13 protein-coding genes are annotated in these 13,642 nt (G+C 66.7%); 7 read left to right on the top strand and 6 right to left on the bottom strand.

Annotation, left to right across the window (positions count from 1 at the left end; all coding sequences use genetic code 11):
* The first annotated feature begins 1 nt into the window (after position 1).
* The 3 genes from meaB to AABA84_RS29375 all read left to right on the top strand — a co-directional run bounded on the left by meaB (position 2) and on the right by AABA84_RS29375 (position 3,248).
* Complete coding sequence (meaB, locus tag AABA84_RS29385; protein WP_212251405.1) at positions 2–991, top strand: methylmalonyl Co-A mutase-associated GTPase MeaB; 990 nt, start codon at positions 2–4, stop codon at positions 989–991.
* Entirely contained in the window at positions 988–1,644 is a 657-nt protein-coding gene (locus tag AABA84_RS29380) for a pyroglutamyl-peptidase I (protein ID WP_212251403.1), read from the top strand. Before meaB ends, AABA84_RS29380 begins: the two co-directional genes overlap by 4 nt.
* Before the next feature lie 233 nt (positions 1,645–1,877).
* Entirely contained in the window at positions 1,878–3,248 is a 1,371-nt protein-coding gene (locus AABA84_RS29375) for a TIGR03808 family TAT-translocated repetitive protein (RefSeq protein WP_212251401.1), read from the top strand.
* A 128-nt stretch (positions 3,249–3,376) separates the two neighbouring features.
* Here the strand turns inward: AABA84_RS29375 and AABA84_RS29370 are convergent, their stop codons facing one another.
* The 4 genes from AABA84_RS29370 to AABA84_RS29355 all read right to left on the bottom strand — a co-directional run bounded on the left by AABA84_RS29370 (position 3,377) and on the right by AABA84_RS29355 (position 7,751).
* Positions 3,377–4,120, bottom strand: a complete 744-nt coding sequence (locus tag AABA84_RS29370; RefSeq protein ID WP_212251520.1) for a TIGR03809 family protein — start codon at positions 4,118–4,120, stop codon at positions 3,377–3,379.
* 637 nt (positions 4,121–4,757) lie between these two features.
* Positions 4,758–6,473: a S8 family serine peptidase gene (locus tag AABA84_RS29365; RefSeq protein ID WP_212251399.1), complete on the bottom strand. Its 1,716-nt coding sequence runs from the start codon at positions 6,471–6,473 to the stop codon at positions 4,758–4,760.
* 16 nt (positions 6,474–6,489) lie between these two features.
* Complete coding sequence (locus AABA84_RS29360) at positions 6,490–7,185, bottom strand: hypothetical protein (RefSeq protein WP_212251398.1); 696 nt, start codon at positions 7,183–7,185, stop codon at positions 6,490–6,492.
* Positions 7,182–7,751: a sigma-70 family RNA polymerase sigma factor gene (locus AABA84_RS29355; RefSeq protein WP_018315733.1), complete on the bottom strand. Its 570-nt coding sequence runs from the start codon at positions 7,749–7,751 to the stop codon at positions 7,182–7,184. The genes AABA84_RS29360 and AABA84_RS29355 overlap by 4 nt, the downstream gene beginning before the upstream one ends.
* A 437-nt stretch (positions 7,752–8,188) precedes the next feature.
* Between AABA84_RS29355 and AABA84_RS29350 the strand changes: the two genes are divergently transcribed.
* Together AABA84_RS29350 and AABA84_RS29345 are read left to right on the top strand one after the other, a co-directional pair.
* The gene (locus AABA84_RS29350; RefSeq protein ID WP_212251397.1) at positions 8,189–9,346 is read left to right on the top strand and encodes a GGDEF domain-containing protein; all 1,158 of its coding nucleotides are present in this window, start codon (positions 8,189–8,191) and stop codon (positions 9,344–9,346) included.
* 63 nt (positions 9,347–9,409) lie between these two features.
* Positions 9,410–10,513, top strand: a complete 1,104-nt coding sequence (locus AABA84_RS29345; protein WP_212251396.1) for a DUF2336 domain-containing protein — start codon at positions 9,410–9,412, stop codon at positions 10,511–10,513.
* 11 nt (positions 10,514–10,524) lie between these two features.
* On the opposite strand, the gene AABA84_RS29340 is transcribed toward AABA84_RS29345, so the two are convergent.
* Together AABA84_RS29340 and AABA84_RS29335 are read right to left on the bottom strand one after the other, a co-directional pair.
* Positions 10,525–11,163: an NrsF family protein gene (locus tag AABA84_RS29340; protein WP_212251395.1), complete on the bottom strand. Its 639-nt coding sequence runs from the start codon at positions 11,161–11,163 to the stop codon at positions 10,525–10,527.
* A 2-nt stretch (positions 11,164–11,165) separates the two neighbouring features.
* A complete protein-coding gene (locus AABA84_RS29335; RefSeq protein ID WP_212251394.1) occupies positions 11,166–11,711 on the bottom strand; it encodes a sigma-70 family RNA polymerase sigma factor in 546 nt (181 codons plus the stop codon).
* Positions 11,712–12,001: 290 nt separating this feature from the next.
* On the opposite strand from AABA84_RS29335, the gene AABA84_RS29330 reads away from it, so the two are divergent.
* The gene (locus AABA84_RS29330; protein ID WP_338313894.1) at positions 12,002–12,694 is read left to right on the top strand and encodes a hypothetical protein; all 693 of its coding nucleotides are present in this window, start codon (positions 12,002–12,004) and stop codon (positions 12,692–12,694) included.
* A 148-nt stretch (positions 12,695–12,842) separates the two neighbouring features.
* Positions 12,843–13,622, top strand: coding sequence for an enoyl-CoA hydratase (locus AABA84_RS29325; RefSeq protein WP_338313893.1), 780 nt, complete (start codon positions 12,843–12,845; stop codon positions 13,620–13,622).
* The last annotated feature ends 20 nt before the right edge of the window (positions 13,623–13,642 follow it).

The following is a 13,642-nucleotide window of genomic DNA, read 5'->3' as shown; positions in this document are numbered from 1 at the left end:
CATGACTGAGAAGAAGGCCTCGCTGGACATCAAATCCCTCGCCCGCGACTTGCGCGCCGGCAGCCGCGCGGCCCTGGCGCGCGCCATCACGCTGGTGGAGAGCCGGCGCGGCGACCACCAGGCGCTGGCGCGCGAGCTGGTGCAGATGCTGCTGCCCCACACCGGCAAGGCGTTCCGCGTCGGCATCACGGGATCGCCCGGCGTCGGCAAGTCCACCACCATCGATGTGCTCGGGACGCACCTGATCGAACAGGGCCACGAGGTCGCGGTGCTCGCGGTCGATCCGTCATCGGCGCGCAGCGGGGGTTCGATCCTCGGCGACAAGACGCGGATGGCGCGGCTGTCGGCCTCGGACCATGCCTTCATCCGCCCCTCGCCGTCCTCGGGCACGCTCGGCGGCGTCGCGGCGAAAACGCGCGAGGCGATGCTGCTCTGCGAGGCCGCCGGCTTCGACGTCGTGCTGGTCGAGACCGTCGGCATCGGCCAATCCGAGACCGCAGTCTGCGACATGACGGATTTCTTCCTCGCACTGATGCTGCCGGGCGGCGGCGACGAACTGCAAGGCATCAAGAAGGGCCTGGTCGAGCTCGCCGACATGATCGCGATCAACAAGGCCGACGGCGACAATCTCAAGCGCGCCAACATCACCGCCGCCGATTATCGCGGCGCGCTGCATATTTTGGCGCCGAGATCCGAACATTGGCATCCACCTGTCATCACCTATTCCGCGCTGGCCGGCACCGGCATCGCCGAGCTCTGGCAGAAGGTTCTGGATCACCGCAAGGCGATGAACGCATCCGGCGATTTCGCCGTGCGGCGGCGCGAGCAGCAGGTGAAATGGATGTGGTCGATGCTGGAGCAGCGCATGCTGGCGCGGCTGCGCAGCGAAGCATCGGTGCGGAGCAAGGTCCGGAAGATCGAGACTGAAGTCGCCGAGGGCCATCTCACGCCGGCGCTCGCCGCCGAGCAGATCCTGGAGTTGCTGCAATGAGCGATAAGCTCCGCGTTCTCCTCACCGGCTTCGGGCCATTTCCTGGCGCGCCCTATAATCCGACCCAGCCGCTGGTCGCGCGGCTCGCGCAACTACGCCGTCCGGCGCTCGACGATATCGCGATCTCCAGCCATATCTTTCCGGTCACCTATGCCGCGGTCGACCGGCAATTGCCGGAGGTGCTCGCAAAGGTGAAGCCGGATGCACTGTTGATGTTCGGCCTCGCCGCACGCACGCCCTACCTGCGGATCGAGACTCGGGCGCGCAACGCCGTCACCATGCTCTGGCCCGACGCCGCCAACACCCGATCGAGCAAGCGCGGCATCGCCGGCCATGCGGATGCGATGATGTTCGGCCCACACACGGCAAGGCTGCTGCGTGCCGCCCGCCTCACCGGCATCGACGCGCGTGCCTCGCGCGACGCCGGCGCGTATCTCTGCAACTACTTAAGCTGGCGCGCGATCGAGAACGTGAAGGCGGGCGGGCCGCAGCTCGCGGCGTTCATCCACATTCCCCTGCTCGCGCGCGGCGGCGCCGTGCGGCGCAAGGGCGCGCCGCGGATCACGCTGGACGAGCTGGTGGATGCGGGGGAAGCGATGCTGATGGAGATGGTGGGGCTGGCACGGAAGGGGCGGAACGCAGAGATCTCGTAGGGTGGGCAAAGGCGCCCTTGCGACGTGCCCACCATCTCGATCCATCCGCCGTCAAATCGTGGGCACGCTTCCGCCTTCGCTCTGCGAGCTACGGCGGACAAGTCGCTTTGTCCACCTACGGCACCGTCTCTGCGTAAACATTTAACCCTACCGCGAACAATCCTCACGACCCCGGTCGCCCTGCGCTACCTAATCGGCGCGGATGCCCTCCCGCCTCCGCCGGAGGATGCGTCATGGACCTCAATCGCCGTCATCTCATCGGAGCTTCGACCGCAGCCATCGCGGGCGCGCTCGCTATGCCGGCCGACGCCGCGCGCGCGGCGCCGCTGACATCCCTGCTCGGCCGCGACGCCACGCAATACGGCGTGCGGCCCGGCAGCAGCGAAGATCAGACCCGCGCGCTGCAGCGCGCGATCGATGAGGCCGCGCGGGTGCAGATGCCGCTGGCGCTTCCACCCGGAGTCTACCGCAGCGGGATGCTGCGGCTGCCGAACGGCGCACAGCTGATCGGCGTGCGCGGGGCAACGAAATTCGTCTTCACCGGCGGCGCCTCGGCGATCCAGAGCGACGGTTCGGACTCCATCGGCCTCACCGGCATCACCTTCGACGGTGGCAGCATCCCGCTGCCGGCGCGGCGCGGGCTGATCCACGTTCTCGGCGGACGCGACGTCCGCATCGCCGATTGCGAGATCACGAGCTGCGGCGGCAGCGGCATCTGGCTCGAGCAGGTCTCCGGCGACGTCTCGGGCAACATCTTCACCGACATCGCGGTGACGGCGGTGGTCTCGTTCGACGCCAAGGGCCTCAGCGTCTCCCGCAATACGATTCTCGGCACCAACGACAATGGCATCGAGATCCTGCGTAGCGCGATCGGCGACGACGGCACGCTGGTCGCCGACAACCGCATCGAGAACATCAAGGCCGGCCCCGGCGGCTCCGGTCAGTACGGCAACGCCATCAATGCCTTCCGCGCCGGCAACGTGATCGTGCGCGGCAACCGCATCAAGAACTGCGACTACTCCGCGGTGCGCGGCAACTCGGCCTCGAACATCCACATATCAGGCAACAGCGTCAGCGACGTGCGCGAGGTCGCGCTCTATTCGGAGTTTTCGTTCGAGGCCGCGGTGATCGCGAACAATACGGTGGATGGCGCGGCCGTCGGCGTCTCCGTCTGCAATTTCAACGAAGGCGGCCGCATCGCGGTGGTCCAGGGCAACATCATCCGCAATCTCATCCCGAAACGGCCTATCGGCACCGCGCCGGACGACGACGCCGGCGTCGGCATCTACATCGAGGCTGACACCACGGTGACCGGCAACGTGATCGAGAACGCGCCGTCCTACGGCATCGTCGCCGGCTGGGGCAAATATCTGCGCGACGTCGCGATCACGGGCAACGTGATCCGCAAGGCGCTGGCGGGCGTCGGCGTCTCCGTCGTGCCGGGTGCCGGCATCGCGCTCGTCAACAACAACATGATCTCCGAGACCCCGCGCGGCGCGGTGGTCGGCCTCGATCACGCGCGTGCCGTAACCTCGGATCTGTCAGCCGACGGCGCGCAGCGATTTGCGCAGGTGATGGTCGGCGGGAATGCAGTGCGGCGGTAGGTGTGGCTGGCAGAGGGGCCGTTCATCCTTCGAGGCTCCCCATGGGACGCGTCGCGTCCTATGCCTCGCGCCTCAGGATGACGGGGTGAGAGAGGTGCGATTGCTTCCCCTAGCCACGCTCCGAAGTGCTAGAACGCATTCCTGAGCAGCGGGTACTTGGCTTCCAGGCCGTCGAGGCTGAAGGTGAATTCGACGACGCGCTCGGGGGCTGCGACGATTTCGGCGGCCGGCGGGGCGAACTGCGGCAGGAGCGATGCCATCGCGGCAGGCGCGGTCCTCGGCGGCTTCGCGGCAGACACAGCCAGCGGCGGCCTCACTTCCGGCGGGGTGAATGGCGCCGTTGCGGCAGGCGCGAGAGGTGACCTCACGGCAGGTGCGGTCAGCGATGCCCGCGCAGCGGGAGCCTTGAGCGGCGGCATCTCGGCTGGCGCGATGAACGACGCCATCTTAGCGGACGCTACGGGCGCGGCGAGCGGCGCGATCGGGGCTTCGGTGATCTCAGCGAGAACGTCCGGCTTCGGATCGAGCCTGACCGGTACGGCGGCCTCGGGGGCGATGTGGACAGCCTTTGGCTGCAGGGTCTTGGGCTGCACGATCTGCGGCTGTTGCTCGCGCGGAAACACCCGGGGCATGGTCGCCGGCGACCAGCCGAATGCCGGGGTCACGCTTGCAGCGGCCTCGGCGACATCCGCACCGGTCGCAAGCGCGCGCCAGGTCTGGACGGCGCGCTTGGCTTCCTGGATGTTTTCCAGGAATGCGATCTCGGAGTGATAACGGCGCCAGCGGCCGGTCTCGAACATTTCGGAGAGATGTTGCAGCCGCTGCTCGGCGAGAGCGCACCAGCGCGCCGCGACGTCGCGGCCCGCAACCACGGCACGAGCAGACGCGTAATCGGACGCGCAGTTAGACTCTTGGCGATGTGTCATGAACCAGCCCGTCAGGGGAAAACACGGACGCGGGGGGACGCAACGCACACGAATCAATTTAGACGCGACATGAATATTTTGTGGAAAAGTTTTGACTTGTCCAGCAACGACACGGCATTCGTCGTCAATCACCGTAGTCGTGCGGAGATTTGCTGTGTTTTCGAGTCAAGCTTCGCACAAGCATAGCGGACTTGCGGCGTGCTGCCCGATCGCGGCCGGGCACGCCGCCGCGATCTTTCAACCGCAAGCTGAACGCGCATGAAGCTTCGAAAAATCGGACGCCCAGAGCTTCGGGTCTGATTCAATCAGAACCGAAGCTCCGCTTCTCGTTTTGACGCGTTATCTTCCCGCGAACCGGGGTCCACTTCGCTCGAAAGCGCTCTGAAAAGAAAAGACCCGTCCGGGGGGACAACCGGACGGGTCGAGCCATATGGGCGCTTGGGGTGGATGGGCGCTCGCGCCTGATATGACTGATGGGGAGGGATGACCGCTCCCACATAATTTGGTCGTGGCAGCTGGCTGAACGTTCAATGCGGGGTTCGCTTTTTTGAGCTTCGGCCCGCGCGCATCTTTGTCGCAGCCGCTATCGCGTCGCCGGCCTATCCGCCTGAGAAACCGTGGATTTATCGTCCGCGCTCGACAGCGAGGGTTGTTCGATCGCGCGGGTGCCAGGCTCGTCGCGACGCTTCCCGGCATCTTCACGTTTTGTTGTACCGGACGCAGCCGCGACCGGCGTCGCGCCGTCGGCGGGAACAGCCATGACCGCGGCAAACGCATCGGCCTGGCCGTCGCCGAAAAGCTCGTCACGTCCGGGGGAGCCGAGGTCACGCGCGGTCTTCGCCAGCGTCATGCGCAGCGCTTCCGGCTTCAAGGTGTAATTGCGTTCGAGCAGCAACGCCGCGACGCCTGAGACATAGGCGGCCGAGAACGAGGTTCCCGACGTCATCTGGTACTTGCCGTCCGGCGCCGGCAGGAAGATGTCGACCCCGGGCGCTGCGACGGCGATGTAATTGCCGCGGTTGGACGCGGTGAACAGCCTGTCCTGCTGGTCCGTCGCGCTGACCGCGATCACGTTGGGATTGGCGGCCGGATAGAGCGGCGGCGACTTCGCACCGGCATTGCCGGCGGCCGCGATCAGCACGAGGCCGCGCGCGGCAGTCGCCGCGATGGCGCGCTCGATCACCGCGTCCTTTGGACCGGCAAAGCTCATATTGACGATCTGCGCGCCGTGCTCGGCGGCGTAGTTCAACGACCGCAGAATGATGTAGGACGAGCTCTCGGCGCCGCCGTTGGCGCCACCGAAGGCGCGGATCGCGATGATGCGCGCCTCGGGCGCGCTGCCCATCAGCCGGTCATGTGCCACGATGGCGCCGGCGATGCCGGTGCCATGAACGTGCGGCCCCTCCGCGCTGCCGAGCGCATCGAAATTGTCGGCGACGGAATTGGCGAGCTCGGGATGCTTGGTGTCGATGCCGGAGTCGATCACGGCGACCGTGACGTTGGCGCCGTGCGCCAGCGTATGCGCCTGCGGCAGGCGGAGCTTCGTCAGTACATATTGCGCAGGATCGCCTTCGCTGGGCGGCGTCGATTTCTGGTCCTGCAGCACGTAGCGGAAGTTCGGCTGGACCGAGCGCACGCTGCCGTCGGCCGCGAATTCGCGGCGCACTGTCTCGTACGGCCGGCCATCCGTGATGCGGAACAGACCGAACGTAGCCCCGATCAGCGGGAAGCTCTCCGACGAGATCCGCGTCAAGCCGTGCCGGCGGGCGAGCGCGTCGGCATCACCGGGCGACAATGCGCCGTCGATCTCCGCCACGAATTCGTTGGCAAAGCTGCGCAGATTGGCGGCGGCCGGCGTGGCGTTGCCGCGGCCCTTGCCGGCGCTCTTCTTGGCGGGTTTGCCGGGGCCACCGCCGCCGGCATTCGGCTGCGCCAGGCATTCGCCGTCGGCATCGCGATAGGGCGCGGTGCAGGCCGGATACAGGTTCGGCGAGTAGCGCGCATAGGGCAGCACCGTCGTCGTCGGCCGCAGGCGCGACGTCGTGGTGTGGGGAATGGTCGCCATCGTCCGCGGGCCGCGGTCGACGGACACCGCCCTGGCCGAGATGGTCGGAGCGATGCGCGGGGCGATGCTGGGAGAGATGGTCGGCGTTCGCGTGGGCACGCTGATCGTCGGCGTGCGCATGATCGCCTGCGCCTGCGCAACCTCGACGCCGAGGCAGGCGGCGATCAGAAGCGCGGCGCCGACCGATGAAGCGTAGGCCCCGGCGCGCACCCTGCTCTCGGACTTGCCTGTCATCGGGTCAGCGGCGCGCTTAGGGCGCCGCGACGGCGAGGTTGACGAACTTCTCGCGCTGCATCTTGCCGAGCAGCGAGGCGAGCTCGTCCTGGCTCATCGCCTTGTCGAACTGGAGGCGGAACATGCCGCCCTTGGCATCGCCGATGATCGAGGCCTGGTAGCTGTCGAGCAGCGCGGTGATGTCGCCGACGCGGGCCTCGGGCGTGAAGCGCAACAGCGCGCGCGCCGGCGGAACAGTCGTGCCGAGTTCGCGTGTGATCGGACCGCTGGTCGAGAGCGAGGCGGTCTGGAAGGTCGCGGGCTGGTTCTTCATCAGCACGGCGCCGATGATTCCGGCCTGCAGCATCAGCGCGATGGCGCCGAGGCTCGCCGACCACGCCAGCGTGCGCGGCGACAGGCTCGCGAAGAAGGTCGAGATGCGCGCCGACAGCGGCAGCGAGCCGCTCGCCCGCGCCGGCTCGGCGTCGATCGCGGCGAACAGCTTCTGCAGCGCGCGCGCCGACGGAGCCCCCAAGCTCTCGTTCAGATGGATGGTCTCTTCGTACTCGCCGCGGATTGCGGCATATTGCCTGGCAAGCTCGGGATCGCGCGCCAGCGCTTCCTCGACCCGGCGCGCATCGCGCGCGTTCAGCGTGCCGGCCGCGTGCCACGGCAGCAGCAGTTCAATCTCACTGGGCTCTTGCTCCAGCATCTTCTTGCTCAAAGCCATCATGGCCAGCCTCGCTCAACGCCGGCTGCCTTCAGCAGTTCGGCCAGTTTCTTGCGCGCATAGAACAAGCGCGTCTTCACGGTGTTCTCCGGTATCCCGACGATTTCGGCCACCTCTTCCACGGACTTCTCGTGGTAGTAGACGAGATCGACGATTTCCCGATGGTCCGGCGAGAGGCCCGTCAGACACTCCCGCAACGCTTCACTGGTATCCTTCTTCTGCACCACCGTTTCCGGATTGTCGGACGTATCCTCGATCGCGTTGGCGGCGTCTTCGTCCAGTTCAAAATCCTTCCTGCGCCGGAGCGCAGACAGGGCCTTGAAACGGGTGATTGCCAGCAGCCAGGTAGAAACGGCGGATCGGCCCTCGAACTTGCCGGCTTGACGCCAGACGTCGAGAAACACCTCGCTGATGAGGTCTTCCGCCGCCTGCTCGTCCCGCACGAGCCTGAGCCCGAACCTGTAGACCCTGACATGGTGCCGCCCGTACAGCACCTGCATGGCGAGCCGGTCACCTTGGGCGATCCTGGCGATCAGGACCTCGTCCGAAGCCGCCTGTGTCACGCTCAACGCCCGTCTCGCAAAGTTGGTCGGGTCGGCGCGGCGGACGGTTCGATAGGGGGGGCAAAATTGTTCAGGCTACCGCAGTCGTACGGACGCCTGTGTGACCTACCCCACATACGCGGATTTTTCTTGTCCCACCCGCGGCCGGCGGCCGCCTTCATCCAGATCGGTAACATAATACTGCGATACTTCCCTGCGGAATGCCTGTCCGGCACAGGCGGCCCGGCGTCGTCCGGTTCCATAGCAGCCCTGCACGACATATGTCTCGCCAAGCCCGACTTAGGCTCGATCGCATCGCAAAGGATGCCTGATCACCGGCAAAATTTCTCCCGCCGGCCTACCACCTTGTTCCGCGCTGCACGGTTCGGATTCGATTTCAAAGGATACCAAACCTAAAGGCTTGCCACGTAGATTTTTACGCTGACATCACCATTGGCGGGACCATGAGCACGGCCGCGACGTCCTTTCCCGAGAGGAATGCCGCTGAGGTCGCGGATCTCGTGCTCACGCCCGAGGCGGCGGCTTCCGAAGTGCTGGCGCGCCGGGCCCGGCAGCGCCGCCAGATGTATATCGGCCAGGTGGCGAGCTATTCGCTGGGCGCCTCGGTCTTGCTGCTCTACGCCTATGGCGGCGCGGTCTCCATGGCCGTTCCATCGCTGTTCTGGTTCGGCGGCCTCCTGATCATCGGCACGTTCACCGTGCTCTCGGAAGCCGGCTTCGGCGACCGGTTCGAGGATCATTACCTCACCGTCTTCCAAATCTCGGCGCATATGGCGCTGCAGCTGCTGTTCCTGCTCGCAGTGCCGACGGTCGGGGTCGCGTTCATCGCCGTGCTGTTTCTGATCTTCGCGTTTGGCACGCTGCGGATGACCTCGAGCCAGGCGATGGTGACCTGGGGCCTTGCCACCTGCGGGCTCGCCCTGGTCTTCCTGGGCTCGGACCTGCCGATCGGATTGCCGGTCACGACCCGCCTGGAGCGAACCGCCTCGATGCTCTGCTTCGTGCTGGTGATCGGCCAGTGCGCCTTTCTCGGCCTGTTCGGCGCCACCCTGCGCAAGATCCTGTACCGGCGCAGCATCGAGCTGAAGGCCGCCTATCAGCGCATCGAGGAGCTGGCCGAGCTCGACGAACTCACCGGCTCCTACAACCGCCGCTGCATCATGCGGCTGCTCGACGCCGAGATCGAAAAGTCGCGGCAGACATCGATGCCTTGCGCGATCGCACTGATCGATCTCGACTGGTTCAAGCGCATCAACGACGCCCACGGCCATCCCGTCGGCGACGAGGTGCTGCGCACTTTCGCGATCACCATGTTCGCCAACATCCGCCCGGCCGACTGCTTCGGCCGCTACGGCGGCGAGGAATTCCTGCTGCTGCTGCCCGACACGTCGGACGACGCCGCACAGCGCATGCTCGAACGCTTGCGCAGCATCGTCGCCGATCTCGACTGGAGCGCATTCTCCCTGACTATGCGCGTGACCATTTCCGCGGGCGTGGTGACGCTGCGCGACGTCGATACTGCCGACACGTTTCTCGCGCGCGCCGACCGCGCGCTCTATTCCGCCAAGGCGCAAGGGCGCAACCGCATTGCAACGAGCTGACCAATCCATTCTTTCCCGCTGCGACAGAAGCCGCCGCCGGACCGAGCGCTCCAGGACAGGGCCATGAGATCCAGATCCGCAAGAACATCCGAGAATCTGCTCGAGGAACTGCAGGCTGCGCTCTCGCACGGCAACGTCGCGCGCCGGGTCGAGACGCTGCGCCGCGTCACCGATCTGTTCGTGGGCAACGCGGTGGACTATTCCGATGACCACATCCGCGTGTTCGACGACGTGTTCCAGTGCCTGATCGAGCAGATCGAGACGTCGGCCAGGGCGCTGCTCGCCGACCGCCTCGCACCGATCGCGGCCGCGCCGCCGAAGATCATGCGCACGCTCGCGCTCGACGAGGTCATCGAAGTCTCCGGCCCCGTGCTGTCGAAATCGGAACGGCTCGACGAGACGACCTTGATCGAGATCGCGCGCACGAGGGGCCAGGCGCATCTCAAGGCGATCTCGCTGCGGCGGGTCCTGTCGGAAGCGCTGACCGACGTGCTGGTGACGCGCGGCAACGAGGACGTGGTGCAGTCGACCGTCGGCAATCCGGGCGCGCGGCTCTCCGAGGGAAGCCTCACCGATCTCGTCACCCGCGCCGAGCGCGACGACGACCTCGCCACCTGCATCGGCCAGCGGCCGGACCTGCCGCGCCATCACTATTTGAAGCTGGTCGCGAAAGCGTCCTTGAGCGTGCGCAGAAAGCTCGAGGCCGCGCATCCGGATCTCGTGGACGAGGTGTCGAGCGTGGTGCAGGAAGTGGCCCAGAGGGTCCGCGCTGCCGCCATGACGAAGCAGACCGAGATGGCGCGCGCGCTGGTGAAGTCGCTGCACGAGGACGGCCGCCTCAACGAATTCCAGGTCACCAGTTTCGCCGAGCAGGGCAAGTTCGACGAAACCAATGCGGGGCTCGCGGCGCTCGCCGGCGTCGCGGTCGAGACCGCCGAGACCATGATGATCGAAAGCCGCACCGAGGGTGTGATGATCCTCGCCAAGGTCGCGGGCATGTCCTGGCCGAGCGTGCGCGCCATCATCGCGATGCGCGAGAAGCTCTCCGGCGGCTCGCAGACCGACATGTTGACGCTGCGCGACGTTTACGAGGCGCTGCGCTCATCGACCGCGCAGCAGGTGCTGCGCTTCCACCGCATGCAGCTGGGCACGACGCCGGCGGCGTAAGGCCCGGCGCGTCAGTATCTCAGGACCCTCGCCCCGACCGCCGCGCCGATCGCCGTCACCAGCGCGGTCGCGAGCGTGTACCAGGTCGCGACGAACAGGGGTGAATCGTCGGTGCAGTGCGAGGCGTAGAGCGTCGCGGCAAGGCCGGCCGACACCAGGCCGGCGAGCGCGCCGGCAAGCGCCGGCCGCGACGGCGCGCCATGGCGCAGGCCGAACAGCGCCCCCGCAAGCAGCGGCAGCGACATCGCCGGAATTGCGACCAGGCACACTCTTGAGTTCTTGCCCATCAAGCGCATCGTCATCGGCATGGCCGGCGCCATCATCGCCTCACTGCCGATCGCGACCGCGAGCAGCCCGACGGGAAGCAGCAGCAGCCAGCCCCAGCCACGCAGCAGGGCCTCGGGACGCGACAGATGCAGGCTGACGATGATGGCGGGAATCGCGAGCGACAGCGTCACCGCGAATTTCATGTCGAAGAACGGGTTGCGCATCGCGCTCATCACGTCGTGACGCACGCCGAGGAACGTCGCGAAGATCAGGATCGACAAGGGCGCGGCCACCAGCAGCGCCATGGTCAGCACGGCGCCGACGCGCGGCGCGCGATGGGCGTTGTCGGCTGCGAGCGAGCGGATGAGTTGATCGGTGTCCATGACTAGTGGTCCCGCAGTTTGGTCGTCAGCGCCGCAAGTCCGCGATGCAGCGCGACGCGCACCGCGCCCTCGCTCATCGAAAACTTGGCCGCCGTATCCTTGATCGAGGCGCTCTCGACCGCGATCGACTGCAGCACGTCGCGCTGGCGCTGCGGCAGGGTGTTGAGCTGGGCTGCGACCTCGCCCGCGGAGGCCGTTTCCTCGGGCGCCTCGCCCGGCAGGGTTTCGGCGAAATCGTCGATGTTGACGAAGACGCGCCTGCCGCGCCGGCGCAGCGCGTCGATCAGCTTGTTGCGACCGATGGCAAACAGCCAGGGCGCGAAGGGGGCTTCGCTGTCCCAGGTGTGCCGCTTCAGATGCACCGCCAACAGAATCTCCTGCACGATATCCTCTGCCTGGTCGGGAGGCTGGCCTGCCCGTGCCAGGCCTCGCCTCGCGGCAGCGCGCAGCACCGGCGTGACCGCCCTCAACAGGCGATGATACGCCGCATCATCGCCAGCCATGGCCGACCGCATCAGGCCGGTCCATTCGTCCTCACGTCCGCGCACGCGCGCCCCTCACCATGCAATTCGGCCGTCCGTTCAATTTGTTACGCGGGTCGGCCTCGATCACGAATTCGTGATAAGCGCCTGGCTCGCGAGCGATACGGCCGTCAACGTCTGCGACGGCTCATAACACCGATCGGCGCGTCCCGCACCCGGCGGCTGGCTCCACGGGGGCCGGTCTGCCCCGGTTTTGCCCGGTGTAGCCCGAAGATTCCCATTTTCTGCCCCGCTGTCGTCACGTCCCGGGGTCTCTGTTCGTTTCCGGGACGGGCGGAATTGGGGAGATCATCACCATGATGAAAGCCAGCGGGCGCGCGGCCCTGATTGTTCTGGCCGGCCTTTTGTTGCTGTTCGGCGGCCTTGCACAGGCGGCCCCAAGCTCAGCCGCGAGCAAATCGGACAGTGCGGGCAAGCAGGCCGACGCGGCCAAGCCGAGCAAGCACCGGCGCCACGAGTCACGCCGCACCACCACCACCACCAGCGGCAAGACAGCACAGAAATCCGACAACGAGGCCGACAAGACCGCCGCTCCGGCCAAGGCCGACAACAAGGCCGACGAGGCGAAGGCCGACAACAGGGCCGACAACGACGTGCCGGCCTCGAGCCAGATGCCGCCGGCGGTCGCCAACGCCAATGCGCAGCTCGCCGCCGCCGATACACCAACTGCGGCTGCGGCCTCGGCGATGACGGACCGCGCCAACACCAATGTCCAGGCAGCGGCCGATAATACCAACGCGGCGACCGCCGAGAGCCAGGTCGTCGCACCCGATCAGCTCAACGACATCGACCGCGCCGCGCAACAGGACAACCCGCCGGCGCAGAAGGCGGTGATTGCCGCAACCCAGGCGCAGCCCCGGCCGGCACCGGTGATGGCAAGCAGCCAGCAGAGCTCGGCCTGGGACCAGAGCTCCCTGATCGGCAAGATCTTCATCGGCGTCGGCACGCTGCTGACGCTGGCGTCCGCCGCGCGCATGTTCATGGCGTGATCGCCAGCCTGATCCTGGCCTGAATTCCGGGCTCGAAAGACCGCCACCGGAACGCGCATCTCGCTGCGTGTTCCGGCGGCCTTTAGCCCCTTGAAGCCCACCGCGCCAGCGGGCACATTGCCCGCCCAATCAAAAGCGTGGGTGGAGCATGAGCACGTTCGAACACATCATCGTCGAAAGCAAAGGCGCGGTCGGCATCATCAAGCTGAACCGGCCGAAGCTGCTCAACGCGCTCTCCTTCGGCGTCTTCCGCGAGATTGCCGCCGCCGTCGACGATCTCGAGGCCGATGACGCTATCGGCTGCATCGTCGTGACCGGCAGCGAGAAGGCCTTTGCCGCCGGCGCCGACATCAAGGAGATGCAGCCGAAGGGCTTCATCGACATGTTCTCCGAGGACTTTGCCGCGATCGGCGGCGACCGTATCACGCGTTGCCGCAAGCCGACCATTGCCGCGGTAGCCGGCTATGCGCTCGGCGGCGGCTGCGAGCTCGCCATGATGTGCGATTTCATCATCGCCGCCGACACCGCAAAGTTCGGCCAGCCCGAGATCACGCTTGGCACCATTCCCGGCATCGGCGGTACCCAGCGCCTGACGCGCGCGATCGGCAAGTCCAAGGCGATGGACCTGTGCCTCACCGGCCGCATGATGGATGCGGCGGAAGCCGAGCGAAGCGGGCTCGTCAGCCGCATCGTGCCCGCTGACAAGCTGATGGACGAAGTGATGGCGGCGGCCGAGAAGATCGCTTCGATGTCGCGCCCTGCGGCCGCGATGGCCAAGGAAGCGGTGAACCGCGCCTTCGAGACCACGCTCGCGGAGGGCATGAGTGTCGAGCGCAACCTGTTCCACTCGACCTTCGCGCTGGAGGACCGCTCCGAGGGCATGGCGGCGTTCATCGAGAAGCGCAAGCCGGTGAACAAGAACCGGTAACGTCAGCGGACGGGTCAGGC

The sequence above is a fragment of the Bradyrhizobium sp. TM239 genome, from assembly GCF_036247985.1.
Classification (GTDB): Bacteria; Pseudomonadota; Alphaproteobacteria; order Rhizobiales; family Xanthobacteraceae; genus Bradyrhizobium; species Bradyrhizobium ottawaense.
Note: the sequence above shows the minus strand (reverse complement) of the source record. Positions and strands in the feature narration are given on the sequence as shown.